Source organism: Azotobacter bryophylli, assembly GCF_042643485.1.
GTDB classification, from domain to species: Bacteria; Pseudomonadota; Gammaproteobacteria; order Pseudomonadales; family Pseudomonadaceae; genus Azotobacter; species Azotobacter bryophylli.
The window spans coordinates 308,286-333,685 of sequence record NZ_JBHRSJ010000012.1 but is presented as its reverse complement, the minus strand read 5'-3'; the positions used below and the strand labels follow the sequence as shown (position 1 = coordinate 333,685).

Sequence of the window (25,400 nt, the reverse complement as noted above, 5' to 3'; positions counted from 1 at the left end):
TGCGCCGGACGTTCGTCCGATCGCGCCGGGCCCGGCGATGCCTAACGATTGGCTGTCTGGGCGGCCTTGATCAGATAGGTGCCGATCTCGCTCTCGAACTTCTTCCACGCCGGCTTCATGGCCTCGCGCCATCTGTCCCGCTCTTCCGGGGTCAGCTCGATGATCTCGCTGGTGCCGGCGTCGAGGATGTGCTGCTTGGCTTCCTGATTCAGGGCTTCGGCCTGCCGGTTCACCTCGACGCTGACCTCGGTGCTGATCTTCAGCAGCTCGTCGCGCACGTCGTCCGGCAGCGAGTTCCAGAACGCCGTGTTGGTGATCAGCATGTAGTCCAGCAGGCCGTGGTTGGTTTCGGTGATGTAGGGCTGCACCTCGTGCATCTTCTGCGAGTAGATGTTCGAGTAGGGGTTCTCGGCGCCGTCCACCACGCCGCTGCTGAGGCTCTGGTAGACCTTGGCGAAGCTCATGGGGCGCGGCTTGGCGTGCAGCGCGCGGAACTGCTCCTCCAGCACCTGCGAGGTCTGCACGCGGAACTTCAGGCCCCGGGCGTCATCCGGTTCGCGCAGCGGGCGGTTCGCCGACAGCTGCTTCATGCCGTTGTGCCAGTAGGCGAGGCCGGTGATGCCCTGCCACTTCATCGAGCGCAGCAGGCTGCGCCCGACCGGCCCGGACTGGAAGCGGTCCACCGCAGCCATGTCGTTGAACAGGAACGGCAGGTCGAAGAGCTTGATCGACTTGGAGTAGGGCTCGAAGTTGCCCATCGACGGGGCGATGAGCTGTACGTCGCCGCGCAGCAGCGCCTCCATCTCCTCGTCTTCGCCGAACAGCGAGGAGTTGGGATAGACCTCGACCTTGACCCTGCCGGGGAGGCGCTCCTCGACGAGCGTCTTGAACAGCAGTGCGCCCTGACCCTTGGGCGTGTGCTCGGCGACCACGTGGGAGAACTTGATGACGATCGGGCCGTCGATGGCCTCGCCGGCCCGGAGCGGGCCGGCGAGGGCGATGGACAGCAGGCAGACGAGCGCTCTGACAGTCAGCTTGAACATGGCGCTTTCCTCGTTTCAGCTCGTGGAAAGGACGGCCGGTCGGCAGGGTGGGCCTGAGCAGCACAGCCTGCCCAAGTCTAGGCGCATTCGGCTGGCTGGCTCCATGGCAAAGCGCGACATAAAGCTGTCGCTTATGTCTCGTCCTCCGGCGAGCCTCCGCCGTCGAAGTTCAGGCCGTGCTTGCGCAGCTTGTCGTGCAGGGTCTTGCGCGGGATGCCGAGGGCCTCGGCCAGGCTGCGCAGGGAGCCGTGCGGGCGCGCCAGTTCGGCGGCGATCAGCGCACGCTCGAAGGCCTCCACGTGTTCGTTGAGCGAGCCGCCGGAGGGGAGTTCGGCGGCCGCCGGCTGGCACGGCGCCGGGCCGAGGCCGAGTTCGAGGCCGAGGGCGAAGCGTTCGGCGGCGTTCTGCAGTTCGCGGACGTTGCCCGGCCAGCAGTGCGCCATGAGCTGGGCGCACTGCGCCGGCTCCAGGCTGCGTGCCGGCAGTCCATGGCGGGCGCTGGCGGCGCCGGCGTAGTGCTGGAACAGCTGCAGGATGTCCTCGCCGCGCTCGCGCAGCGGCGGAATGTGCAGCGGCGCGACGTTCAGCCGGTAGTAGAGGTCGGCGCGGAAGCGGCCCTGGTCGGCGGCCTGGCGCAGGTCCTCCTTGGTCGCGGCGATGATCCGGATGTCCAGCGGGATCAACTGGTTCGAGCCCATCCGCTCGACCACCCGCTCCTGCAGCAGGCGCAGCAGCTTGACCTGCACGTCGAGGCTCATGCTCTCGATCTCGTCGAGGAACAGGGTGCCGCCGTTGGCGAACTCGAACTTGCCGATGCGGCGCTTCTGCGCGCCGGTGAAGGCGCCGGCCTCGTGGCCGAACAGCTCGCTTTCCACCACCGACTCGGCCAGGGCGCCGGCGTTGATGGCGACGAAGGGGCCGTCGCGGCGGCTCGACAGATCGTGCAGGGCGCGTGCCACCACTTCCTTGCCGGCGCCGGTCTCGCCGACGATCAGCACGTCGGCGTTGGTCGCGGCGAGGGCGCCGATCTGCTCGCGCAGGCGCTGGATCGCCGGCGACTGGCCGAGCAGGCGGGCGGCCAGTTCCCGGCGGTCGGCCAGGGCCAGGCGCAGGCTGCGGTTGTCCAGCACCAGGCGCCGGCGGTCGAGGGCGCGGCGCACGCTGTCCAGCAGCGTGTCGCTGGCGAAGGGCTTCTCCAGGAAGTCGTAGGCGCCGGCGCGCATGGCCTGCACCGCCAGCGGCACGTCGCCGTGGCCGGTGATGAGGATCACCGGCAGTTCGGCATCGAGCGCCTTGAGCTGTTCGAGCAACTGCAGGCCGTCGAGTCCGGGCATGCGGATGTCGCTGACCACCACGCCGGGCCAGTCGCGGCCCAACTGCTCGACCACGCCGCGGGCGTCGGCCCGGGTGACGACCTTGAGGCCAGCCAGATCGAGGGTCTGGCACAGCGCCTGGCGCAGGTGCGGATCGTCGTCGATCAGCAGCACCTGGGTGTGGGCATCGAGCGTCATGGATGATGATCCTCCGCGGTCTGGGTGCCGACCGCGCTGGCGGCCGGCAACAGATTGAGGGTGACCAGCGCGCCGCCTTCCGGGGCGTTGGCCAGCAGCAGCTCGCCGCCCAGGGGCTGGATCAGGCTGTCGCAGATGGCCAGGCCGAGGCCGAGGCCGCGGGCGGTGGTCTTGGTGCTGAAGAAGGGTTCGCGGGCGCGCTCCAGCGCTTCCCGGCTGAAGCCCGGGCCGTTGTCGCGCAGGCTCAGACTGATGCGCCCGTCCTCAAGGCGCTGCGCGCTCAGCCAGATGCGCCGGGGTGGGCCCTTCTCCGCCAGGGCGTCGAGGGCGTTGGCCAGCAGGTTGCCGAGCACCTGGCGCAGGCGCGTCTCGCCGGCCTGGACCCACAGGGTGGCGTCCGGCAGGTCGCGGATCAGCTCCACCTCCAGCTGCCGGCGGCGGGCGGCCAGCAGGGCCAGGGCATCCTCCAGCGCCGGCTGCAGGGCGACCGTCTCCGGGGCCTTGCGGTCGCGCCGGGCGAAGGCCTTGAGATGGGCGATGATCGAGGCCATGCGCTCGGTCAGCTGGCTGATCAGCCGGAGGTTGGCGCGGGCCTCGTCGAGCCGGCCGTGGTCGAGCAGCACGCAGGCGTTGTCGGCGTAGCTGCGGATCGCGCCGAGCGGCTGGTTGAGCTCGTGGCTGATGCTCGCGCTCATAGTGCCGAGGGCCGACAGCTTGCCGGCCTGAACCAGGTCGTCCTGGGCGCGGACCAGCTCCTGCTGGGCCTGCTCGCGCTCCAGCACCTCCCGCTTCAGCAGCCGGTTGAGGTCCTCCAGGTCCTGGGTGCGTGCCTGCACGCGGCTCTCCAGCTCCTGGCGGGTGCGGCTGGCCATGGCGATGCGTTCCAGGTAGTGGCGCCGGCGCAGCAGCAGCAGGCCGAGCAGCAGCATCAGCACCAGCAGCACCGCCGCGCCGATGATCAGGACGCTGTGCACCTGGCGTTCGAGCAGGCTGCGCGGGGCGAGGATCCGCACCGTCCAGCCGGTCTCCTCGAGCTTCTGCTGCTGGATCAGCCAGTCCTTCGGGTTCAGCTCCAGGGGCTGGGGATCGCGGGTGGGGTAGGGGCGGTTGGCGGCGATCTCGGCCAGTTCGCCGGGGTGCAGCGGCCGGGTGGCGCGGAAGCGCCAGTCGGAATGGGAGGTGAGGATCACCACGCCGTGGGCGTCGGTGACCAGCAGGCGCTCCGGGGTGTTGCCCCAGAGCTGCTCGGTACGGTCCAGATCGACCTTGACCACCAGCACGCCGAGGATCTCGCCGCCCTTGTGCACCGGTGCGGCGAAGTAGATGCCGCGCTTGCCGGAGGTGGAGCCGAGGCCGAAGAACTGGGTCCTGCGGCCGGCCATGGCCTCTGTGAAGTAGGGGCGGAAGGAGAAGTTGCGGCCGATGAAGCTGTCCTTCCGGGCCCAGTTGGAGGCGGCCAGGGTGCGCCCTTCGGCATTCATCAGGTAGAGGGTGTCGGCGCCGGTGCGCTCGCGGATTTCCTGCAGCAGACGGTTGGCCCGCTCCACTGCCTCGGGCTGCTGGGGCTGGCGCAGGACGTCGTCGAGCGCCGGCAGGTCGCCGAGAATCTGCGGCAGCACCTCGTAGCGACGCAGGGTGCCGAGCAGGTTGGCGACGTACAGGTCGAGGGTCTGGCGGTTCTGCTGGAGGAGCTCGCCGAGGTAGTAGCGCTCGGCCAACTGCTGTAGCGGCCAGAGCAGCGGCGCCAGCAGCAGGGCCAGCAGCGCCAGGCTGCGCCAGCGCGGGCGGTAGAGGAGGGCGGGCAAGGACATGACGCGGGAACTCGGACAACTGGGCGCCTAGGTTGGCGGGATAGCGCACGGCGATCAAGCGCCGGCGCCTTCGGTAGCCGCGACCGCCCGTCACACCGGAGCGAACCTGCAGCGCAGCGGGCTGCCGAACCATGGGCCTCAGTCTAATCCCTATGGAGGGCCTTTCGATGAAACTGCTCTATCCCGCCATGCTGGTGTCAGCCCTGCTGATCCTGCCGGCTTTCGCCGAGAGCGGCGGTTCCGCGACGAGCGGATCGTCGAGTACGCAGACGGACCGGTCCCCGCGACACCCGAGCTCCGACAGCAAGGGCCAGATGCCGCGTCGGGAGGCCTCCCCCGATACGCGCGAGACCCGGCCGCAGACCTTCGACGATTCCGACGAGCCGCAGGTCGAGCCCGGCATGGACCAGGACGAGCAGGCGCCCTACGACGACGAGGAGGAGGAGTCCGGGCGCGGCGCGCCAGGCACGCCTTCGGGCAGCACCGGAACCTACCGTCGGGCTCCGGTTCCGGAGGACATGGAGTGAGCTGAAGGCGCGCCGGCGGCAGGGACGCCGTCGGGGTTTGGCAATGACCCACGCGCTTTTCTCCCGGGGTGATTGCCGGCAAGCTGGCGGTCCGTTCCGCGTTGCATAGGCCGTTCCCTTGGATATCAAGCAGTTGAAATTCCTCGTCGCCCTCGAGCAGACCCGGCACTTCGGCCAGGCGGCGGCGCTCTGCCATGTGACCCAGCCGACCCTGTCGATGCGCATCCGCGATCTGGAGGAGGAGCTGGGGCTGGAGCTGATCCGCCGTAGCCAGCGCTTCGAGGGCTTCAGCGAGGCCGGTCTGCGCGTCCTGGCCTGGGCCCGCAGCCTGCTGGCGGCCGAGGACGGCCTCTACGCCGAGGCTGCCGCCTGTCGCGGTCAACTGGTGGGCACCCTGCGCTTCGGCGTGGTGCCCCTGGCCGGTTTCGACCCCCTGCAACTGGTCAGGCTGTTCTCCGAGCAGCATCCCCAGCTGCGCTTCCAGCTCACCGTCCTCAGCAGCGACCAGATTGTCGAGCAGCTCGGGCGCAACCAGCTCGACCTAGGCCTCTCCTATCTGGAGCGGCTCGACCGCGAGCGCTTCGACGTGCACCTGCTGGCGCCGACCCGCATGGGACTGTTGCACGACCGGCGCCACTTCCGCTTCGAGCAGCCGGTGCTGGGCTGGGAGACCCTGGTCGAGCTGCCCCTGGGGCTGCTGTCGACCGGCATGCACTTCCGCCAGTCCATCGACCACGGCTTTCGCAGCCGCGGTCTGGCGCCGCAGCCGCGCCTGGAGACGGACGCCGTGCATATCCTGCTGCAGGCCGTCAGCGCCGGCCTGTGCTGTGGCATAGTGCCATTTGAAAGCGGTTTCGAGCGGCTGACCGAGCATCTGGCGATGGTCCCCATCGGCGAGGCCCGTACCCTGGGGCCGCTGGGTTTGATCGTGCGCCGCAGCGCGCCGCGCTCGGCCTTGGCCGAGGCCTGTTTCAGTGCGGCGCAGGACTTCTGCCGGCTGCAGGATTGACCGATGCCTACAGGGGACGCGGTTCAAGGCGTTTGATAGATGGCATCGATTGCAGAATTGCCACTATCGATTAGTCGCTTCGCTTTCATCGGCCTACACTTTTCAGCGTCGAACCGTCGCAGTGAGTGTTCCGCTCATGTCCCATCGCTTCAGCCCCCATGAGGACCCCGCTCGATCGGGTCACGAGAGACCGGGTCGCGACAGACCGGGGCACGCTCGACCGGGCCACGAGGGACCGGGTCACGATGGGGCGGAGCGCAGCGCCGCCACCTGCGACTACCGGTACCGCGAGCTCGCCGTTGCCGGGCCGGCCGTGGAAACCGCGCTGGCCGCCGAATGTGCGCTGGCCATCAGCTACAACGGTATCGGCCATGCGGTGATGATGGTCTCGCCCGAGGCGCTGGAAGACTTCGCAGTCGGTTTCAGCCTGAGTGCCGGCATCATCGACGGGATCGATGATGTCTACGATCTCCGGCTCATCCAGGCCGGCGATGCCTGGCAGGCCGAGGTGCAGATCGCCAGTCGCGCCTTCTGGCGGCTCAAGGAGGAACGCCGCCAACTGGCCGGCTCCAGCGGCTGCGGGGTCTGCGGCGTCGCCGCCCTGGAGCAGGCCCTGCCGCAACTGGCGGTGCTCGAACCCGTCCCGCTGCCGCCGGCGGCTCACCTGTACCAACTGCGCGAACGCATCGCCCAGGCTCAGCGCCTGGCGCGCCACAGCGGTGCCCTGCATGCCGCGGTATTCGTCGACGAAACCGGCACGATCCGCCTGTGCCGCGAGGACATCGGCCGGCACAACGCACTGGACAAGCTGATCGGCGCGCTGCTGGGCGAAGGCCTGGACGGCAGCCGCGGCTTCGCCGCGGTCACCAGCCGCTGCGGGCTGGAGCTGCTGCACAAGGCGGTGCGCGCCGGCATCGGCACGCTGGTCAGCCTGTCGGCTCCCACTTCGCTCACCGTGGACTGGGCGCGCCGGCACCGCCTCAATCTGATCCATTTGCCCCATCACAGCCCGCCCCGGGTCTACAGCCCAGCCCCCGCCGAAGCATGAATCCACGCGTGCGGAGCGTTCCCGGCCGCCGTGAAGCCGGGGATCGGTGTACCTATGCGCATGCCGTCATGCGCCTGTTCAGGAGATAGTCATGGAACTCGGCAGAAGACAGTTCTTCAAGCTATGTACTGTCGGAGCGGCCGGTGCGACCGCTGCAACCCTCGGTTTCGCTCCCGCCATCGCCAACGCCACCCAGCCGCGCCAGTACAAGCTGCTGCGCGCGAGGGAAACCCGCAACAATTGCACCTACTGCTCGGTGGGCTGCGGGATTCTGATGTACAGCCTCGGCGACGGGGCGAAGAACGCCAAGTCGAGCATCTTCCACATCGAGGGCGACCCGGACCATCCGGTCAGCCGCGGCTCGCTGTGCCCCAAGGGCGCCGGACTGCTCGACTACATTCACAGCGACCAGCGCCTGAAGTACCCGGAATACCGCGCCCCGGGTTCCGACAAGTGGCAGCGAATCAGTTGGGAAGAGGCCATCGAGCGCATCGCCCGGCTGATCAAGGACGACCGCGACGCCAACTTCATCGAGAAGAACGAGAAGGGCGTGACCGTCAATCGCTGGCTGTCCACCGCCATGCTGGCCTCCTCCGCCGCCTCCAACGAAACCGGCATCCTCGACTTCTATTTCGCCCGCGCCCTGGGGATCGTCGGTCTGGACTGCCAGGCCCGCCTGTGCCACGGCCCGACCGTGTCGGCCCTGGCGCCGAGCTTCGGCCGCGGCGCCATGACCAACAACTGGGTCGACATCAAGAACGCCAACGTGGTGCTGGTGATGGGCGGCAACCCCGCCGAGGCCCACCCGGTCGGCTTCAAGTGGGCGATCGAGGCCAAGGTGCGCAACGGCGCCAAGCTGATCGTGGTCGACCCGCGCTTCAACCGCAGCGCCGCGGTGGCCGACCTGTACTCGCCGATCCGCGCCGGCTCCGACGTGGCCTTCCTGATGGGGGTGGTCAACTATCTGCTGAGCAACGACAAGATCCAGCACGAGTACGTCAGGCACTACACCAACGCCAGCCTGATCGTGCGTGAGGATTTCGGCTTCGACGAGGGTCTGTTCAGCGGCTACGACGAGGCCGCCAGGAAGTACGACAAGAGCTCCTGGACCTACGAGCTGGACGGCGACGGTTTCGCCAAGCGCGACCTGTCCCTGACGCACCCGCGCTGCGTGTTCCAGTTGCTGAAGCAGCACGTCAGCCGCTACACCCCCGAGAGGGTCACGCAGATCTGCGGCACGCCCAAGGACGACTTCCTGGAAATCTGCCGCATCCTCGGCGAGACCAGCGCACCGGACCGGACCGCCACCTTCCTCTACGCCCTGGGCTGGACCCAGCACACCAGCGGCGCGCAGATGATCCGCGGCGCCGCCATGATCCAGCTGCTCCTGGGCAACATCGGCATGAGCGGCGGCGGCATCAATGCCCTGCGCGGCCATTCCAACATCCAGGGCTACACCGACTTGGGCCTGCTCTCGACCCGCCTGCCGGGCTACATGAACCTGCCCACCGACCAGCAGACGGACCTCGCGACCTATCTGGCGCAGAGCACGCCCAAGGCGCTGCTGCCCGAGCAGATCAACTACTACAAGAACACGCCGAAGTTCTTCGTCAGCCTGATGAAGGATCTCTGGGGCGACAAGGCCACCCGCGAGAACGGCTGGGGTTTCGACTGGCTGCCGAAATGGGACCGCCCGTACGACATGCTCGCCGTCCAGGACCTGATGACCGAGGGCAGGATCAACGGTTACATCGTCCAGGGCTTCAACCCGCTCGCCGCCATGCCGGACAAGAACAAGGGCGTCGAGGCCCTGTCCAGGCTGAAGTGGATGGTGGTGATCGACCCGCTGGCCACCGAAACCTCCACCTTCTGGCAGAACCACGGCGAGCCCAACGACGTCGATCCCGCGAAGATCCGGACGGAAGTCTTCCGCCTGCCGTCCTCCTGCTTCGCCGAGGAGAACGGCGCCATCGTCAACTCCGGCCGCTGGCTGCAATGGCACTACGCCGGGGCCGAGCCGCCGGGAGAGGCCTGGCACGACGGCAAGATCATCGGCCACCTGTTCATGAAGGTCCGCGAGCTGTACCAGCGCGAGGGCGGCGTCTGCCCCGAGCCGATCCTCAACCTCAACTGGAACTTCCGGCGGCCGCTCGATCCGGAGCCGGAGGAGGTGGCCAAGCGCGCCAACGGCTACGCCCTGGCCGATCTCTACGACGACGGCGGCAAGCTGGTGGCGCGCAAGGGCGAACTGCTCGGCGACTTCTCCCTGCTGCGCGACGACGGCAGCACATCCAGCTACTGCTGGGTGTTCGCCGGCTCCTGGACCGAGGCCGGCAACCAGATGGCCCGTCGCGACAACGCCGACACCGGCCTCGGCTGCACCCCGGGCTGGGCCTTCGCCTGGCCGCAGAACCGGCGCATCCTCTACAACCGGGCCTCGGCCGACCCGCAGGGCCAGCCCTGGGACCCGGCGCGGCGCATCCTCGAGTGGAACGGCAGCCGCTGGGTCGGCTGCGACGTCGCCGACTTCGGCGCCAGCGTGCCGCCGGGCAGCGCCACCGCGCCCTTCATCATGCTGCCCGAGGGTCTGGGCCGGCTGTTCTCAACCGGCGCCCTCAACGAGGGGCCGTTCCCCGAGCATTACGAGCCGATCGAGTCCCCCCTGGCGGCCAACCCGCTGCATCCGAAGGTCAGCCAGAACCCGACCGTGCGTCTCTACGAGCGCGATCGCGCGCGCATGGGCTCGCGGGACGAGTTCCCCTACGTGGCGACCACCTACTCGATCACCGAGCTGTTCCGCCACTGGACCAAGCATTCGCGGCTGAACGCCATCATCCAGCCCGAGCAGTTCGTCGAGATCGGCGAGAAGCTGGCGGCGGAGAAGGGCATCCGCGCCGGCGACATCGTCAAGGTCACCACCAAGCGCGGCTACATCAAGGCCAAGGCGGTGGTCACCAAGCGCATCAAGGCTCTCCAGGTGGACGGTCAGGAAATCCAGCAGGTCGGCATTCCCTGTCACTGGGGCTTCGAGGGCACCACGCGCAAGGGCTTCCTGGCCAATACCCTGACCCCGGGGGTGGGCGACGCCAACAGCCAGACGCCGGAATACAAGGCCTTCCTCGTGAACGTTGAAAAGGTGTGACGGAGCGACCCCATGTCCATGCAATCCCAAGACATCATCAAGCGCTCCGCCACCAGCTCGCTGACGCCGCCGCCCCACGCCCGCGACAAGAAGGCGGAAGTGGCCAAGCTGATCGACGTGACCACCTGCATCGGCTGCAAGGCCTGCCAGGTGGCCTGCTCCGAGTGGAACGACATCCGTGACGAGGTCGGCGAGAACCACGGCGTCTACGACAACCCGCGCGATCTGTCGCCGGACACCTGGACGCTGATGCGCTTCGACGAGTACGAGAACGACGAAACCGGCAGGCTGGAATGGCTGATCCGCAAGGACGGCTGCATGCACTGCGCCGACCCGGGCTGCCTCAAGGCCTGCCCGCAGCCGGGCGCGATCGTGCAGTACGCCAACGGCATCGTCGACTTCCAGTCCGAGCACTGCATCGGTTGCGGCTACTGCGTGGCCGGCTGCCCGTTCGACGTGCCGCGGATTTCGAAGAAGGACAACAAGGCCTACAAGTGCACGCTCTGTTCGGACCGCGTCGCGGTGGGCCAGGAGCCGGCCTGCGCCAAGACCTGCCCGACCGGCGCCATCCGCTTCGGCAGCAAGGAAGACATGCTGCACTACGCCGGCGAGCGCGTCGAAGAACTCAAGGGCCGCGGCTTCGCCGGCGCCGGCCTCTACGACCCGCAGGGCGTCGGCGGCACCCATGTGATGTACGTGCTGCAGCACGCCGACAAGCCCGAGCTGTACCACAAGCTGCCGAAGGACCCGCGCATCAGCGCGGCGGTGCGCGGCTGGAAGGGCTGGATGAAGCCGGTGGCCGCGGCGGCCTTCCTGGCCACCCTGGCCGGGACCCTCTTCCACTACGTGGGAGTGGGGCCGCTGACCGCCGACGAAGACGCCGACGACCACGAGAAAGAGCTGGAGGAACGGGCATGAGCGGCAAGAAAGAAATGATCCTGCGCACCCACTTTTCCGAGCGCATCTGTCACTGGTTCATGGTGATCTGCTTCTTCCTGGCGGCGCTGTCGGGGCTGTCCTGGGTCTTCCCCTCGCTGAACTGGCTCAACGGCGTGCTGGGCGGGCCGCAACTGGCGAGAATCCTCCACCCGTTTCTCGGCATAGCGGTGTTCCTGGCGCTGATGTTCCTGTTCGTGCGCCTGGTCAGGTACAACATTCCGGACCGCGACGACCTGAGCTGGTTCGCCAACGTCAAGGACGTGCTGCTGGGCCGCCACAACAAGGCGCTGAAGGTCGGCAAGTACAACGCCGGGCAGAAGGTGCTGTTCTGGGGCATCATGGGGCTGATCACGCTGCTGCTGATCAGCGGCCTCGCCATCTGGCGCGCCTACTTCGCCGAGTACTTCCCGATCCCTGTCCTGCGCCTGGGCATGCTGTTGCACTCGCTGGCCGGCATCTGCCTGATCCTGCTGATCATCGGTCACGCCTACATGGGCTTCTGGGTCAAGGGCTCGATCGGCGGCATGGTCACCGGCTACGTGTCCAGGGCCTGGGCCAGATCCCACCACGAGCGCTGGTATCGCCAGATCGCCAGCAAGCCGACCAGAGACGGTGGCAGCAAATGAGCAACAGCATCAAGCTGACCTCGCTGGAAACGCCCGGCGGCGGTGTCGACCGGATCGAGCCGCTGCTGCTGCCGAAACTGGACGGCCTCTACCGACGGCGCGCCGAGCGCCTGCGCCAGTTGGCCGACGGCCATGCCATGGCCGACTACCTGGACTTCGCTGCCCGGGTGGCCGAGGCCCAGCAGCACCTGCTCGATACCCGGCCGCTGCCCTTGATGCTGGCCGCCGGCCTGGCCGGGCGCCTGGGCGGCGACCAGCCGCCTCTGGCCTGCACCGACCTGCCGCGCGATCCCTACTGGCGACAGCTGCTGCAGGGCTTGCTCGAACAACTGCTGGAAGGCTCGACGCCGCTGGTCCAGGGCACCCTGGCGGATCTGCGCGGCACCGATGCTTCCCGCCTGGAGATACTCGCCGATGCCCTGCTGGCCGGCGACTACGCCCGGGTCGGCAGCGGCCGCGCGCTGTTCCTCTGGGCGGCGCTGTCGCTGTACTGGACGCAATTGGCGGCGCATCTGCCGGCCAGCGGCAAGGCCGGCCTCGGCGAGCAGCGCCAGTTCTGCCCGGTGTGCGCCAGCGCGCCGGCGGCCAGCGTGGTTCTCGGCGACGCCCAGGGCGGCCTGCGCTACCTGCACTGCAGTCTGTGCGAAAGCCGCTGGCATCTGGTGCGGGTCAAGTGCAGCAACTGCGAGCAGACCGGCCAGCTGGATTACTGGTCGCTGGACAGCGAGCGGGCGGCGATCAAGGCGGAAAGCTGCGGCGACTGCCACAGCTACCTCAAGATCCTCTACCTGGGGCGCGATGCGCAGCTGGAGGCGATCGCCGACGACCTGGCTTCGTTGGCCCTGGATGCGGAGGTGGAGCGCGAGGGCTTTGCCCGCAGCGGCGTGAATCCCTTCCTGCTGCCCGGCTGAGGCCTTCGACGAGAATCTTCATGGCCAGTGCACTGCAAGACGGCTTCGGCCGCACCATCGATTACCTGCGGATGTCGGTGACCGACCGCTGCGATTTCCGCTGCGTCTACTGCATGGCCGAGCAGATGACCTTCCTGCCGCGCCAGCAGGTGCTGACCTTGGAGGAGCTCTATCGCCTGGCCGCGCTGTTCGTCGGCCAGGGCGTGAGGAAGATCCGCCTGACCGGCGGCGAGCCGCTGGTGCGCCAGGGCATCGTCGGCCTGTGCCGGCGCATCGCCGCGCTGCCCGGCCTGCGCGAGCTGGTGCTGACCAGCAACGGCTCGCAGCTGGAGCGGCTGGCACGGCCGCTGGCCGAGGCCGGGGTGAAGCGGCTGAACGTCAGCCTGGACAGCCTGGACCCGGCGCGTTTCCGCGCCATCACCCGCACCGGAGAGCTCGCCCAGGTGCTGGCCGGCATCGAGGCGGCGCAGCAGGCGGGCTTCGAGCGGATCAAGCTCAACACCGTGGTGATGAAGGGCCGCAACGCCGACGAGGTGCTCGATCTGGTCGGTTTCGCCGTCGAGCGTGGCCTGGACATCAGCTTCATCGAGGAGATGCCGCTGGGCGAGGTCGGCCGTTCCCGCGACGAGGCGTTCTGCTCCAGCGACGAGGTGCGGGCGCTGATCGAGCGCGGCTACGCCCTGCTCGACTCGGCCGAGCAGAGCGGCGGGCCGGCCCGTTACGTGCGCCTGCGCGACCACGGGCAGACCCGCATCGGCTTCATCTCGCCGCACAGCCACAACTTCTGCGCCACCTGCAACCGGGTGCGCCTGACCGCCGAAGGGCGCCTGTTGCTGTGCCTGGGCCATGAGCACTCGTTGGACCTGCGCGGCCTGCTGCGCCGCCATCCGATCGAGGGCGGGCCGGTGCTGGAGGCGATCGGCAAGGCCCTGCTGCGCAAGCCGCAGCGCCACGAATTCGCCCTGCACGGCGAGGTGCAGGTGCTGCGCTTCATGAATGCCAGCGGCGGCTGAGGCCGCTGGCGATTCTCGGGGGCTCCCGTCCTTGTTGGGACGGGAGGCATCCTCTTACTCCGGCTTGTCCGGCGCGGGTTTGCGGGGCTTGCGTGGTGCGCGCGGCTTGGCCGGCGCGGCCGTGCTCTGGGTTGCCGATGGTTCGGCCTTGGCCCTGACCCGTACTCGCGGCTTGGCGGGTTTCTTCGGGCTCGCCGGCGTCGCCGCTGCCGCCTGGGCGGTCGCTTCGGGGGCGGCCGGCTCGGCCCGGCTTTCAACCTGGGGCTCGGCCACCACCTGCATCTCGGGCTGGGTGACGGCGGCGGTCTCGGCCGCCGCTTTCACGGCGGGTTGCGCAGGGGCGGGCTCCGTCTGCGACTTGGTCTCGGGCTGGGCGGGCGCTGCCAGTTCCAGTTGAGTCGGGGCTTCGGGGGCAGCGGCCTTGGTTTCCGGCTGTGCTGGCGCCTCGGGTGCGGCGACGGTCTGCGCCTCCGGCTGAGTTGGTGCTTCGGGCTCGGCAGCGACCTTGGCTTCCGGCTGAGTCGGTGCCTCGGGTTCGACGGCGGCCTTGGCTTCCGGCTGAGTCGGTGCCTCGGGTTCGACGGCGGCCTTGGCTTCCGGTTGAGCCGGTGCTTTGGGTTCGGCGGCAGCCTTGGCTTCCGGCTGTGCTGGGGCTTCGGGTTCGGCGACGGCCTTGGCTTCCGGCTGAGTCGGCGCTTCGGGCTCGGCGGCGGCCTTCGCCTCAGGTTGTGCCGGCGCTTCAGGTTCGGTGGCGCTGGCTTTTTCTTCCTCGATCGCCATCGCCGCATCGTTGGCTGCCGGGAGCGGCTGGGCGAATGCCGGCAGCGGCAGCCCGAGCGCCTGGTAGAGCTCGCGCCAGACCTTGCCCAACTGGCCGTCGCTGCGATGCCATTCGGGGACGACGGGGATGATCTGGGCGAGAACCCGCTGGCGCGAGGCGCCATCGGGTAGCAGGTGCGCCAGGGTCCGCAGGCTTTCCTCGGGATAGGCGAACACCAGCAGGCTCTGCTGGCGCGCGACCTTGCGCAGGGTGGCGATGTCGGGGGTGCCCGGCTCCTGGCTGAGGCGCCGGCGGTAGTCCTTGACGATACCCTCCAGCAGCTCCTTGTCGAGGCTGCCGCTGGCGTTGGCGAGCAGCAGCAGGATGCGCAGGGAGGCTTCCAGCGGACCGCCCTGGGGCAGGCATTCGTGCAGCCGCTCCAGCAGTTCCGGGTCCTGCCGGTTGGCCTTGCGGGCCGTGTGCGGGAGCTGGCCGGAGAGGAGCGCGCCCATCCAGCCGAAGATGCTGTGGAAGGCCCATTCCTGACTGGCGTCGCGAATGTCCCGGTAGGTGTCCCAGGCGTGCTCGATGCTGCTGGCGAACAGGTTCTGCCAGGCCAGCAGGGGATTGTCGGTCCGTGCCGGCTGGCGACTGCGCCGGGCCAGCTCGGCCGTCCCGGGCAGCCACCAGAGCGCCGGGTTCAGGCTGCTCCAGGCGACCCGCTGCATGCGGAAGGGATTCGTCTGGCGCATGAGTTCGGCGGCTGGTTCGTCGATCAGCCGGCTCAGCCAGGGACGGACCGTCAGGTCGTAGAGGGTGCTGTTGACGTCCGAGACGCGGTCGGTGATGGCGAACTCGACTTCTTCCTCGCGGCCGTCGTCCTCGCGCATGATGTCGGCGATGCTGCGCGACTCGAAGTGCACCTCGTAGGCCTCGGCGCCCTCGCCGGCCCGCGGCACGTCGTCGATGATCAGCTCGAACAGGCCGGGGGGCAGGGCCTGGATCGCGTCGATCACGCCGATCAGGTTGTGGTATTCGCGGCGCGCCACCTTGCCGGAGACGAAGATGCCCAGATGGCCGATGCTGGCATGTTCGAGGTAGACGATGGTGCGCCCGGAGGAGTGCAGGGCCAGATCGGTCGGGTAGAGATCGACGATCCAGTCGAGGGCCTGCTGCGGCGGGGTGATGTTGTCGCCATAGGAGCAGAACACCACGACCGGCGCTTCGATCTTGCGCAGATCGACCTGGCCGCCCTTGCGCCGGTTGACGCCGGTCAGGCTGTTGCCGATGAACAGGTCGTCGACGATGGCCTCGATTTCCTCGCTGTTGAACAGGACGGGGCTGCTCCACCAGCGCTCGAAGTCGAGGAAGCGTGGCGTTTCGCTATCGACCTTGGCGAACAGGTTGTAGTACTTGGTCCAGTAGGTGTTGGCCGGGTTCAGGTTCTCGAAGTTGCTGACCAGCCAGGCGCCGTCGAAACGGCCGTTGCCGAGGTCGCTGCCCAGGCGGGTCATCCAGGCGCCGCCGAGCAGGCCGCCGGAATAGCGCATCGGGTTGCGGCCGTCGACTCCGGCCCAGTAGGACAGCGGGGCACCGGCGATGATCACCAGCCCGGGCAGCTCCGGCCGTACCGCCGCCAGGCTCATGAGCGCCCAGCCGGCCTGGCAGTTGCCGATCACCACCGGCTTGCCGGCCTTCGGGTGGCGGGCTATGACGGTCTCGATGAATTTGGCCTGGGCGGCGGCGACGTCGACCAGGGTCTGCTCCGGCTGCGGCCAGTGGCTGAAGCCGATGAAGTAGGTGGGATGGCCGGCGCGCAGGCTCTCGCCGATCTCCGAGTCTTCCTTGAAGCCGCCGATGCCGGCGCCGTGCCCGCCGCGCGGGTCGATGACGATCACCGGCGGCAGGCTTTCGTTGGTCGTCTGTCCCGGCTCGGGGATGATCCGCAGCAGGGAATAGTTCACCGGAGCGGACAGGGTGCTGCCGTCGAGCAGGACCTCGTAGTCGAAATGCAGCAGGAAGGGGAAGCCGGCCCGCTCGTAGGCCAGGGTGTTGTCGCCGCGCTGGCGCAGGGCGTCCCAGAACAGCAGGCTGCGCTGGCCGGCGTCGATCAGGTATTCGCGCCAGTCGTTGGCATCGGGCAGGCGCAGCCGGCTCGCGCGCAGCGCCTCGAGGGACTCGTCATTGCGCTGCTGCAGGCTGCTCAGCAGGTTCTGCGTCTGCAGCTTCTGCAACCCGCCGAGATGGCGGATCAGATTGTTGAAGGAAGTGACGCTGGCTTGCTGCTGCGCAAAAAAAATCTCCTGGCTCATGATGACCCTCGTCGTATTGGAATAGGCCAATCAACGCGGTTCCCACCGTTACTGCGCCATATCGTGGGGTAAGGGAGCCGGCAAATGGCGAGTGTTTTTTATAACGGATGGGCCCGAGAGGAACAAATCTTTTCTTTTGCATCGCAAAACTTGTTGCGTGGGGCGATGATAGGAACCTGCCAGGGCATTCGCCCGCCGGCAACCGTGCTCGAGACGTACGCGGCCCATCGGCGGCCACCTTCCCGGAGATTCGGATATGTCCTACAACGACTCCCAAGATACCCAGCATAGCAATCTGGACGAGCTGCACGACCTGAGCGCCAGATGCGCCGACGCAAGCGAGCGGCTGCTCCGCCTGCAGTTCGGCGCCCTGCGCACGGCCAGCGATCAGGCCTTCGCCTGCCTCGGCCGCCGGCTGCCGGGGCAGGTCGCCGATCCGGCGCTCGAGTGGCGCAGCCTGACGGACCATAACCGGCGGCTCTGGGGCCTGCTGGCCTCCTCCCGAGGCGTGCTGCTCGATCTCTGGGCCGAGCAGCTGGACGCCGGCCGCCGGCAGATGCGCGGGATGGTCGCGGAGGTGGCCAGGAATGCGCCGTCTGACGCCGCGCCGGTGGTGCGCTCCCTGACCAACCTGCTGGGCGCTCTGGACGACTGCTGCGACATCGCGACGAACCTGGCGGAGCGGGCGGTCGATCTCGGTGCCAGCATGCCTTCCGTCGAACCGGCGCCGGCCGGCGCCGGGGAAGAGACCATCGCCAAGCGGTCGACGTCGGCCGAGGCCTGAGCCGCGCCGCCGGTGGAATTCGTCCAGAAATTGGCGGAGGTCAATGAGGCGACGGGATGGTTATCCTGTAATGGGCGGGGAGTCTCCCGAGGCTCTCTGGTTGGATGCTTGACTGGGGATAGCTATGTATTCGATTGCGGCGCCGGTGGCCCGGTTCATGGTGGATACGCTGACCTTGGCGGGGCTGGACGGGAAGACCCTGGGCGCGGAGGCCGGCCTGGACCTGGCGTTGCTGGACGAGCCGGGGGCGCGCTTGCCGAGCAGCGCCGTCTACCGGCTCTACGAACTGGCGACGGAACGCTTCGCCGATCCGGATTTCGGACTTCGGGCGTTCGAGACGGTGGACCTGGGGGTCTTCGGCGAGGTGGGCTACGTGATGATGTCCAGCCCGACCCTGAAGGATGCGCTGGAGCATCTGGTGCATTTCTCCTCGCTGCTGGACACCGGAGTCTGCGCCAGCCTGAGCCGTGAGGGCGATGTCTATCGTCTGTCCTGCCGTCTGCGCCAGGCCGAGACCGTCCCGCGGCAGATCTGGGATGCCGGGCTGGCCGCGCTGCTCGGTTTCTGCGGCCTGCTGCTGGGGCGGCAGCCGCGGGTGCTGCGGCTCGAAAGGATGCACGAGGAGCCGGAAGACGCCGGCAGATACCGCCGACTGTTCGGCCAGGGGCTGCGCTTCGGCGCTCCGACCAATGCCCTGCTGTTCGAGCGGGACGAGCTCGAGCAGCCCCTGCGGACCGCCAATCCGACGCTCGAGCGCCTGCACGAGGACCTGGCCAGGGCGCGTCTGGCGGCGCTGGGCGATTCCTCCTGGGTCATCCGGGTTCGCGAGCTGATTCTCGAGAGCCTGGCCGAGGGCGCTCCGCGCCTGGAGGATATCGCCCAGCGGATGTGCGTCAGCAAGCGCACCCTGCAGCGGGCCCTGGACCGGGAGGGCACCCAGTTCAAGGAGCTGCTCAACGACGTGCGCCGGCAGCAGGCGCGCCTCTATCTGCGTCACTCCGGGCACAGCCTGCAGGAGGTGGCTTACCTGCTCGGCTTCTGCGAGCACAGCAGCTTCTACCGGGCCTGTACCCAGTGGTTCGGCATGACGCCGGGACAGTACCGCGAGCTCGCCGCCCGGAAGAGTCGGCCGACGCGCCAAGCCGCCCAGGCGCTGGCCTGAGGCGCCAGGCGCCAAGCCGGGTCAGAGCGTACGGGTGCGAAGGTAGACGCCGAGTGCGGCGATCGCTTCTTCCGCATTGGCGCTGTGTCCTGCCCACGTGCAGGCGAGCATCAGATTGCGCGGCAGGGCGAAGTCTTCCACGAGAAATCCGTCGGCGTCGCGACCGTCGGCGTCGTGCCGCACCTGGGCGCGCAGATCGCCGGCCGATGGGAAATGGCACCAGACCGGTTTGCCCAGGGCGACGGCCATGCCCACCTCGAACACCGTGCCGGAGTCCGGCTCCAGGCCGCGGAAGGGTTCGAGATTGGCCAGTACGGCATCGGCGCTGCGCAGCATGGCCATGTTGGCCGCGCTGATCCAGCGCGCCGCCGCCGTGCCGGTCAGTCCTCGCGGCAACTGGTTGTCCAGCGGGTAGAGTCCTTCCAGGTCGTGCTCCAGGCAGAGCCGACGCAGGTAAAGCCCCCTTTCCTGCGCCTGCGGATGGAAGACGTCCGGGCCTGCCAGGTAGACCTTCTTCATGGGTGCACTCGCTTTCTCACGCGATGTCCGCGTCAAGGCCGATGGTGGCGTCGATGGCGGCGGGCTGCAAGGGAGGATCGGGCTCCTGTCGGCCATCGGAAGGCCGGCAGGAGGGGGAGTGCACGCTTACCAGCGGTCCGGGGTCGGACGCGGGCGATCCTCGGCGGGGGTGATGATCACCGTGCAGGTCAGGCCGGCGGACAGCAGCACTTCCTTCGGCACCTCGTCGATGTGGATGCGCACCGGGATCCGCCGGGCCAGACGCACCCAGTTGAAGGTCGGGTTGACGTCGGCGGTCAGTTCCTTGCTCTCCGGGTTGTCGCGGTCGAAGATGCCGCGGGCGATGCTTTCCACGTGGCCGACCATGCGCTCGCCGCTCATCAGGCGCAGGTCGGCACGGTCGCCGACGCGGATCAGCGGCAGGCGGGTTTCCTCCACATAGGCATAGATGTAGTAGGAGTGCTCGTCGATCAGCGCCATGACCGGCTCGCCGCGCTGGGCGAAGTCGCCCTTGAACACGTTCAGGTTGGTGATGTAGCCATCCACCGGCGCCCGCACCTCGGTCCGCTCCAGATTCAGCTTGGCGGTGGCCAGCATCGCTTCGGCCTCGTGGAGGGCGGCCATGGCGGCGGTCACGCGGTGATTGGCGTTGATGCGGTCTTCTTGGGACACCACCAGGGAGTCCATGTCGAGGCGCCGCTTGGCGTCGTCCTGGCGGATCTGCAGTTCGGCCTTGCGCGCGGCGACCAGGGCTTCCGCTTCGGCCATGGCATGGTGGTAGTGCTCGGGGTCGATGCGCAGCAGCACGTCGCCCTTCTTGACGTACTGGTTGTCCTTCACTCCGATCTCGTCCACCAGGCCGGCGACGTCCGGGGCGATGTTGATCACCTCGGCCCGCACCCGACCGTCACGAGTCCATGGTTCGTCCATGTAGTGCCGCCAGAGGGTGGTGACCAGCAGTACAGCAGCAGCGAAGACCAGCAGGGTAAAGACGATGCTGATGATACGTTTCCAAGGCATTGCAAGGCTCTCTGAACAGGGGGCAGTTTGGCGGCGGTGGCTTTTTTTTAGTGGTAGATGTACAGCGCTAGAGCACCGTAGATGCAGACGAACAGGCTGGCCCGCAGCATCGTCGGGTGCCAGGCATTGCGGTAGAACCCATACCAGGCGAGCAGCCGGTCGATGACCCAGGCGCCCGCCAGGGTGAGCAGGAAGAGCAGGGTCAGGCTCGGCATGTAGACGCCGCCAATGGCGATTTCACGCGGCATTAGCCGTTCTCCTATAGACGTAAGGGGTCTTCTCGGCCAATGGCGAGTTGGGATCGAGCAACGAGCTGCGGATGAAGTGCAGGTGGCTGAGAACCCGCCGCAACGGCGAGGTATCGAATTGCGGGGCGCGGGGTTCGGGGGTGGCGCGCACCGCGGCGATGGCCTGTTCGACCGCTTCCAGGGCGCGCAGGCGGTTGCTGTCGTCGGGCTGGATGAACAGTCGTACCAGAGCCCGGCCCAGGGCGCGGATGCCGAGCCGCCATTCGCTGTCCTCGGCGTAGCAGGGCTCGTCTGGCAGGTTCGCCTGCTCCTGGCGCAGTTCGATCACCCCCTGGCCGATCTCCAGCACCGCGAACATCCAGCGCAGCAGGCGACGCTGCACGTCCGGACGGCCGACGGCCAGGCCGTGGGCCTGGTTGAGCAGGTCGCGGGTTCCGCTCTCGAAGTCGTTGACCAGACCCTTGAGCTTGGCGCTGACGGCGCTCACCACGCGCATGCGCAGGTCGTGTTCCAGGCGCCGCCACAGCCACGGGCGGTCGGGCGGGAGCACCAGCGCCGAGACGACGGCGACGATGAACAAGGCGAAGAGCACGGCCAGATAGTTGTTGATGAACTGATAGGGGGCGTAATCGATGACGTTGGTCGGCAGCGTCAGGATGCAGAACCAGATCAGCAGGCCCACGCCATAGCCGCTGGTCTGCGGCCGGCCGAGCAGGAAGACGCCGTAGGCCAGGATCGGGACCATGCTGGTGAAGAGCAGTTCGATACCTTCAATCCAGGGCCAGACGGAGAAGCGGACGAAGAAGCCCAGGCAGGCGCCCCCGGCCGCGCCAACCAGCATCTGGAAGGAGGTCCGACGCGGGTTCTTGGCCAGTGCCAGCAGGCCGGTGGCCAAGGCCCCGGTGACCACGAAGGTGTTGCCGCTGGCCCAGCCGGTGGACAGCCAGAAGGAGCCCATCAGCAGGACCAGTACGGCGCTGCGGATGCCCGACACGGCGGCCGCCATGCCGTTGGCGCGCGGCGCGAAGCCGCCTTTCCAGCGTTCACGCTCGTGGTGCGGCTTGATCAGCGAGGCATGGGTCTCGGCGTAGCTGTGCAGATCGTTGGTGAAGCGGAACAGCAGTTCGCACGCCGTGTTGTAGTCCAGCAGTTCCACGTCACTGGCCTGCTGCGAGCGCAACTGCTCACGGCCGTCGCGGATCTGCTGCATCAGCGTGCTCTTGATCGCCTCGATGCTCGCTGCCAACTGCACCGCCCGGTCATCGGTGAAGGGGAGCTCCCGCAGCGGTTCGATCAGCCCGGAGACGATCGCCAGGCAAGGCTTCAGGGCATCGAGGACATGCGGTTCCTGGGCGCTTTCCAGGCGGCGGATCAGCTGGTAGAGGGAGTGGAAGCGGGTCGAGAAGACCATGAATTCGTTGTTCATGCGACCGATCCGACCATGCCGCATGCGGATTTCCGGGTCCTCGAAGGCGCTGGTGTTGCGCAGGTTCTCTAGGGTCACGCTTTCCGACACCAGGCGGGCGTGGATCGCCTCCAGGTGCTGCGGGTCGAGCGGGCCGGCCAGGGCTTCGCAGGCGTAGCGGGCGAAGTCGCGGACGCGGGTGGCGAGCTGGGTGCGCAGGACGGCGCTGGTGGTCTGCGGCAGCACCAGGGCGCTGATCAGGCCGGTGCAGATGATGCCCAGGCTGATTTCCAGCACCCGCCAGAGGGCCTGGATGAAGGCGTTTTCCGGATCGTGGATGTGCGGCAGGCCGATCAGGGCCGCGGTATAGCCGGCCAGCACGCAGGCATAGCCGCGGAAGTCGCGGTAGCGCGCCGAACCTATGGTGCACAGGCCGAGCCACAGGGCCAGGCAGAGGAGGAAGAGCACTCGCTCCTGGTTGAACAGGGCGATCAGCGGGATCATCACGGTCAGGCCGGTCAAGGTGCCGATGATGCGGTAGAAGCTCTTCGCCAGAACCTCGCCGCTCTGCCGCTGCATGACGATGAACACTGTGGCCAGCACGGTGCTTGGTTGCGGCAGTTCCAGACGATAGGCCAGCCAGAGGGCGACGAAGCTGGTCAGCAGAGCCTTGGCGATGAACACCCACATGAGCCCATCGCTGCGCGCCCATTCGCCGAGGGCCAGACGGAAGGCGCTGGGCGGCGCCTTGACGGTACTGCTCATCGAGCCGACCTCAGTACTTGTAGAGTGCGCGTAGTTTGATTTTATGGGCTTCCAGTTTCTCGTCGGCCGGACCGCTGTCTGCATTCAGCACGCCGCCGCCCAGGGCCACCCAGAGGCCGGCCTGGGTGGAGAGCTGTCCTGCGCGCACCTGCTGCTCGAGGCGGCGCTGGATGAACAGGTCGGTCTCGGCCTCCAGCACCGAACGAAAGTCGGTCAGGCCGCGGAGGTAGGCCTCCTGAGCCAGCTTGTAGCGGCGCTCGGCGGTTTCCAGGCCGTGTTTGACGAAACCTTCCTGCTCATGCAGCGAGTGCAGCTGGATCAGGTGGTCGGAGACGCTCTTCAAGGCATCCACCAGGGTCTTGTTGTACTGCTCGACGGCCAGGTCGTAGTCGGCGGTCGCCACGCTGAGCTGGCCGCGCCGGTAGCCGCCGTCGTACACCGGCAGGGTGAGGGCCGGCCCCAGGCTGTAGGTCAGCTTGTCCTGGCGGATGAAGGTCAGGATGTCGCCCTGGGTGGACCAGCGTCCCAGGTTGGCGAGCAGATTGAGGTTGGGATAGAACTCGACCTTGGACACCTCGATGCCGCGCGCCATGGCGGCGACCTGCCAGCGGCGGGCGACCAGGTCCGGACGGCGGCCGAGCAGCTCCAGCGGCAGGGCGCTCGGCAGCTTGGGAGCGGCGACGTGCAGCGACAGGCGCGGCCGCTGGATCTCCTGACCGGCGCCCGGGCCTTCGCCGGCCAGCGCGGCCAGCTGGTTGCGGGCCAGGGCGATTTCCTCTTCGACGATGTCCAGCTGGCGATGGGCTTCCGGTATCGGCGCTTCCGCCTGGCTGATCTCGAACTGGTTGCCGAGGCCCATATCGAAGCGCTTGTTCGCCAGTTTCAGCAGCTCCTTGCGCTGCTCCAGCTCGGCCTCGGCGATGTCCCGGTCGGCGAAGTGCCGGGCCAGCTGGACGTAGGTGCGCACGATCGCGCTCTGCAGCTCCAGCGCCGCTGCGCGCTCCTCGGTCGCAGCAACGCGGGCTTCGCTCAGGCTGCGGTCTTTCTTGCTGCGCAGGCCGCCCCAGAGATCGAGGTCGTAGCTTATATTCAGCGTGGTGAGGTTGTTCCAGGTGTTGGTCTGCGACAGCACGCCCGGGCCGTAGAAGTGGTCGTTAGGCCAGCGCTTGCGCTGGATCGAGAGGCTGTAGTCGGCCTGCGGTTTCAGGGCCGCCTCGTCGATCCCTGCCATCGCCAGCGCCTTGCGGACCCGCGAGGCCGCCATGGCCAGACTGGGGCTGCCCTTGACCGCGCGTTCGACCCAGGCATCCAGCTGCGGATCGCCATAGGCCTTCCACCATTGGTCGCTGGGCCAGGCCGCTTCATGGGCAGCCTCGTGGATGGCCTCATCGGTGACCAGTTCGGGGTTCTCGAGACGTTTGGCCTGGGGGACGATGCCGCCGCTATGGACGCAGCCGGCAAGGATCGAGGACACGGCAAGCACACTGGACAGACAGAGACCTGACCACACGTTGCTGAGCACTGTAGATAATCCTGGGAGGTGGGGCTTGAGGAGGAGCGCGATTCTAGGAGGCATCTATGGTCAGGATAATAGGACGGTTCGATGAAATATTCTGTACCAAAAGGCCATAATCCTTGGCAGACTTTCTGCTGTGCCTCCGAGGCGACAAGGTACCCCCAGAAGTCTGTGTCCCACTCGTCTCCCGTCCCTGAGATAAAGCACTATTCCATGCGTTTCCATGCGTTGCAAACTATAGAGCAATAACCGATGGATACCCTTTTTCTAATGCGTGCCTTTGTCTGCGTGGCGGAAACCGGGAGCTTCACCGCGGCCGCCTCACGCTTGGACATGACCACCTCCTACGTATCGAGGGCGGTCTCCACGCTCGAGGATCACCTGCGTGCGCGCCTGCTACACCGAACCACCCGGCGCATCGCCCTGACCGAGGTCGGTCAGCGCTACCTGCAACGCTGCGAAGAGATCCTGCGCTACATCGACGAAGCCGAAGCCGAAGCCAGCCAGGCCCAGGCACGTCCCGCCGGTAATCTGAAGATCCATTCCATGACCGGCATCGGCCAACATTACCTGATCAATGCCGCCGCGGAATACAGCGAGAAATACCCAGACGTCAGCTTCGATCTTACCTTGGCCAACCGTACCACGGATATCCTCGACGAGGGGTACGACCTGTCCGTGGTGATCGCCCGCGATCTGCCGGACTCGGGCTTCATCTCCAAGTGCCTGGGCAAGACCTACAGCGTGCTCTGCGCCTCGCCGTCCTACGTGGCCAAACACGGATTCGCCCGCCAGCCGGCCGATCTGGCCAAGCAGCGCTGCCTGCGTCTGATCAATGCGGCGATGAGCCAGGATCGCTGGCTGCTCGACGGCCCCGACGGCGAGGAGCTGGTGACCGTCAGCCACACCCATTTCCAGGTCAATACTTCCGACGCCATGACCGTGGCCCTGAAGGCCGGCATGGGCATCGGCGCGCTGCCGTTCTACACCGCACTGCCGGGGCTGCAGGACGGCAGCCTGGTCCGGGTGCTGCCCGAGCACACGCTGTTCCCCCTGGATGTCTTCGCTCTGTACCCGTCGCGGCAATACCTGGATGCGAAGATCCGTACCTGGGTGGAGTTCCTCCGCGACTATATGCCGCAGCGGATCGAAGCCGACGAGCGCAGGCTGCTCGAATGCAGCCGCTGGCCGGACGGCAAGACGGAGGAGACGCCTTAAGAGACTTCTCGGTCCCTCCCGGCGGCATCGCCATGGCGGCCGGCACAGTTCCCGTTTCCATCGGCATGGGCAAGCCGGCGATCACCGGGGCCGAAGTGGCGCTGATGGACG

Annotated in this window: 20 protein-coding genes; 11 read left to right on the top strand and 9 right to left on the bottom strand. The window is 67.7% G+C overall.

The genetic code is table 11. The features are described from left to right. Nucleotides 1-41 precede the first annotated feature (41 nt). From ACFOJE_RS07680 to ACFOJE_RS07670, 3 genes are all read right to left on the bottom strand, one after another. Nucleotides 42-1,043: a TRAP transporter substrate-binding protein gene (locus tag ACFOJE_RS07680; RefSeq protein WP_377813719.1), complete on the bottom strand. Its 1,002-nt coding sequence runs from the start codon at nt 1,041-1,043 to the stop codon at nt 42-44. Between the two features lie 131 nt (nt 1,044-1,174). Next, nucleotides 1,175-2,554: a sigma-54-dependent transcriptional regulator gene (locus ACFOJE_RS07675; RefSeq protein WP_377813718.1), complete on the bottom strand. Its 1,380-nt coding sequence runs from the start codon at nt 2,552-2,554 to the stop codon at nt 1,175-1,177. After that, complete coding sequence (locus ACFOJE_RS07670; RefSeq protein WP_377813717.1) at nt 2,551-4,365, bottom strand: sensor histidine kinase; 1,815 nt, start codon at nt 4,363-4,365, stop codon at nt 2,551-2,553. The genes ACFOJE_RS07675 and ACFOJE_RS07670 overlap by 4 nt, the downstream gene beginning before the upstream one ends. A 167-nt stretch (nt 4,366-4,532) precedes the next feature. Here ACFOJE_RS07670 and ACFOJE_RS07665 point away from each other — a divergent pair, with 167 nt between their 5' ends. The 8 genes from ACFOJE_RS07665 to moaA all read left to right on the top strand — a co-directional run bounded on the left by ACFOJE_RS07665 (nt 4,533) and on the right by moaA (nt 13,580). Continuing rightward, nucleotides 4,533-4,892: a hypothetical protein gene (locus ACFOJE_RS07665; RefSeq protein WP_377813716.1), complete on the top strand. Its 360-nt coding sequence runs from the start codon at nt 4,533-4,535 to the stop codon at nt 4,890-4,892. 118 nt (nt 4,893-5,010) lie between these two features. Continuing rightward, nucleotides 5,011-5,901 carry a LysR substrate-binding domain-containing protein gene (locus ACFOJE_RS07660; RefSeq protein WP_377813715.1) on the top strand — a complete coding sequence of 297 codons (891 nt, stop codon included), beginning with the start codon at nt 5,011-5,013 and terminating at the stop codon, nt 5,899-5,901. Between the two features lie 313 nt (nt 5,902-6,214). Next, a complete protein-coding gene (gene fdhD / locus ACFOJE_RS07655; RefSeq protein ID WP_377813714.1) occupies nt 6,215-6,949 on the top strand; it encodes a formate dehydrogenase accessory sulfurtransferase FdhD in 735 nt (244 codons plus the stop codon). 91 nt (nt 6,950-7,040) lie between these two features. Continuing rightward, nucleotides 7,041-10,091, top strand: coding sequence for a formate dehydrogenase-N subunit alpha (gene fdnG / locus ACFOJE_RS07650; protein WP_377813713.1), 3,051 nt, complete (start codon nt 7,041-7,043; stop codon nt 10,089-10,091). Between the two features lie 18 nt (nt 10,092-10,109). Continuing rightward, a complete protein-coding gene (gene fdxH / locus ACFOJE_RS07645; protein ID WP_377813886.1) occupies nt 10,110-11,009 on the top strand; it encodes a formate dehydrogenase subunit beta in 900 nt (299 codons plus the stop codon). After that, nucleotides 11,006-11,656, top strand: a complete 651-nt coding sequence (locus ACFOJE_RS07640; RefSeq protein WP_377813712.1) for a formate dehydrogenase subunit gamma — start codon at nt 11,006-11,008, stop codon at nt 11,654-11,656. The genes fdxH and ACFOJE_RS07640 overlap by 4 nt, the downstream gene beginning before the upstream one ends. Beyond that, the gene (fdhE, locus tag ACFOJE_RS07635) at nt 11,653-12,567 is read left to right on the top strand and encodes a formate dehydrogenase accessory protein FdhE (RefSeq protein ID WP_377813711.1); all 915 of its coding nucleotides are present in this window, start codon (nt 11,653-11,655) and stop codon (nt 12,565-12,567) included. Before ACFOJE_RS07640 ends, fdhE begins: the two co-directional genes overlap by 4 nt. 20 nt (nt 12,568-12,587) lie before the next feature. Further along, a complete protein-coding gene (gene moaA / locus ACFOJE_RS07630; protein WP_377813710.1) occupies nt 12,588-13,580 on the top strand; it encodes a GTP 3',8-cyclase MoaA in 993 nt (330 codons plus the stop codon). Nucleotides 13,581-13,634: 54 nt separating this feature from the next. Here moaA and ACFOJE_RS07625 read toward each other — a convergent pair whose 3' ends face one another. Then, nucleotides 13,635-16,652, bottom strand: a complete 3,018-nt coding sequence (locus tag ACFOJE_RS07625; protein WP_377813709.1) for a DUF3141 domain-containing protein — start codon at nt 16,650-16,652, stop codon at nt 13,635-13,637. Nucleotides 16,653-16,908: 256 nt separating this feature from the next. On the opposite strand from ACFOJE_RS07625, the gene ACFOJE_RS07620 reads away from it, so the two are divergent. Beyond that, the gene (locus ACFOJE_RS07620) at nt 16,909-17,436 is read left to right on the top strand and encodes a phasin family protein (RefSeq protein ID WP_377813708.1); all 528 of its coding nucleotides are present in this window, start codon (nt 16,909-16,911) and stop codon (nt 17,434-17,436) included. A gap of 124 nt (nt 17,437-17,560) precedes the next feature. Beyond that, nucleotides 17,561-18,598, top strand: coding sequence for an AraC family transcriptional regulator (locus ACFOJE_RS07615; protein WP_377813707.1), 1,038 nt, complete (start codon nt 17,561-17,563; stop codon nt 18,596-18,598). Nucleotides 18,599-18,619: 21 nt separating this feature from the next. Here ACFOJE_RS07615 and ACFOJE_RS07610 read toward each other — a convergent pair whose 3' ends face one another. The 5 genes from ACFOJE_RS07610 to ACFOJE_RS07590 form a co-directional block, all read right to left on the bottom strand. Further along, entirely contained in the window at nt 18,620-19,117 is a 498-nt protein-coding gene (locus tag ACFOJE_RS07610) for a nucleoside 2-deoxyribosyltransferase (RefSeq protein WP_377813706.1), read from the bottom strand. A 126-nt stretch (nt 19,118-19,243) separates the two neighbouring features. Continuing rightward, a complete protein-coding gene (locus tag ACFOJE_RS07605; protein WP_377813705.1) occupies nt 19,244-20,137 on the bottom strand; it encodes an efflux RND transporter periplasmic adaptor subunit in 894 nt (297 codons plus the stop codon). Between the two features lie 47 nt (nt 20,138-20,184). Beyond that, nucleotides 20,185-20,385: a DUF1656 domain-containing protein gene (locus tag ACFOJE_RS07600; RefSeq protein WP_377813704.1), complete on the bottom strand. Its 201-nt coding sequence runs from the start codon at nt 20,383-20,385 to the stop codon at nt 20,185-20,187. Then, on the bottom strand, nt 20,375-22,555 hold the full coding sequence (locus ACFOJE_RS07595; RefSeq protein ID WP_377813703.1) for an FUSC family protein: 2,181 nt from the start codon (nt 22,553-22,555) through the stop codon (nt 20,375-20,377). Before ACFOJE_RS07595 ends, ACFOJE_RS07600 begins: the two co-directional genes overlap by 11 nt. Nucleotides 22,556-22,565: 10 nt before the next feature. Next, nucleotides 22,566-24,131 carry an efflux transporter outer membrane subunit gene (locus ACFOJE_RS07590; protein ID WP_377813702.1) on the bottom strand — a complete coding sequence of 522 codons (1,566 nt, stop codon included), beginning with the start codon at nt 24,129-24,131 and terminating at the stop codon, nt 22,566-22,568. Between the two features lie 192 nt (nt 24,132-24,323). On the opposite strand from ACFOJE_RS07590, the gene ACFOJE_RS07585 reads away from it, so the two are divergent. Further along, nucleotides 24,324-25,289 (top strand): LysR family transcriptional regulator, encoded by a 966-nt coding sequence (locus tag ACFOJE_RS07585; protein WP_377813701.1) that lies wholly within the window; start codon nt 24,324-24,326, stop codon nt 25,287-25,289. Nucleotides 25,290-25,400: the final 111 nt, after the last annotated feature.

Coding starts and splice junctions, on each gene's coding strand:
- fdnG (WP_377813713.1), top strand. CDS start 7,041: ATGGAACTCGGCAGAAGACAGTTCTTCAAGCTATGTACTGTCGGAGCG.
- ACFOJE_RS07605 (WP_377813705.1), bottom strand. CDS start 20,137: ATGCCTTGGAAACGTATCATCAGCATCGTCTTTACCCTGCTGGTCTTC.
- moaA (WP_377813710.1), top strand. CDS start 12,588: ATGGCCAGTGCACTGCAAGACGGCTTCGGCCGCACCATCGATTACCTG.
- ACFOJE_RS07590 (WP_377813702.1), bottom strand. CDS start 24,131: ATGCCTCCTAGAATCGCGCTCCTCCTCAAGCCCCACCTCCCAGGATTA.
- ACFOJE_RS07680 (WP_377813719.1), bottom strand. CDS start 1,043: ATGTTCAAGCTGACTGTCAGAGCGCTCGTCTGCCTGCTGTCCATCGCC.
- ACFOJE_RS07610 (WP_377813706.1), bottom strand. CDS start 19,117: ATGAAGAAGGTCTACCTGGCAGGCCCGGACGTCTTCCATCCGCAGGCG.
- ACFOJE_RS07640 (WP_377813712.1), top strand. CDS start 11,006: ATGAGCGGCAAGAAAGAAATGATCCTGCGCACCCACTTTTCCGAGCGC.
- ACFOJE_RS07665 (WP_377813716.1), top strand. CDS start 4,533: ATGAAACTGCTCTATCCCGCCATGCTGGTGTCAGCCCTGCTGATCCTG.
- ACFOJE_RS07600 (WP_377813704.1), bottom strand. CDS start 20,385: ATGCCGCGTGAAATCGCCATTGGCGGCGTCTACATGCCGAGCCTGACC.
- fdxH (WP_377813886.1), top strand. CDS start 10,110: ATGCAATCCCAAGACATCATCAAGCGCTCCGCCACCAGCTCGCTGACG.
- ACFOJE_RS07620 (WP_377813708.1), top strand. CDS start 16,909: ATGTCCTACAACGACTCCCAAGATACCCAGCATAGCAATCTGGACGAG.
- fdhE (WP_377813711.1), top strand. CDS start 11,653: ATGAGCAACAGCATCAAGCTGACCTCGCTGGAAACGCCCGGCGGCGGT.
- ACFOJE_RS07585 (WP_377813701.1), top strand. CDS start 24,324: ATGGATACCCTTTTTCTAATGCGTGCCTTTGTCTGCGTGGCGGAAACC.
- ACFOJE_RS07625 (WP_377813709.1), bottom strand. CDS start 16,652: ATGAGCCAGGAGATTTTTTTTGCGCAGCAGCAAGCCAGCGTCACTTCC.
- ACFOJE_RS07670 (WP_377813717.1), bottom strand. CDS start 4,365: ATGTCCTTGCCCGCCCTCCTCTACCGCCCGCGCTGGCGCAGCCTGGCG.
- ACFOJE_RS07675 (WP_377813718.1), bottom strand. CDS start 2,554: ATGACGCTCGATGCCCACACCCAGGTGCTGCTGATCGACGACGATCCG.
- ACFOJE_RS07595 (WP_377813703.1), bottom strand. CDS start 22,555: ATGAGCAGTACCGTCAAGGCGCCGCCCAGCGCCTTCCGTCTGGCCCTC.
- ACFOJE_RS07615 (WP_377813707.1), top strand. CDS start 17,561: ATGTATTCGATTGCGGCGCCGGTGGCCCGGTTCATGGTGGATACGCTG.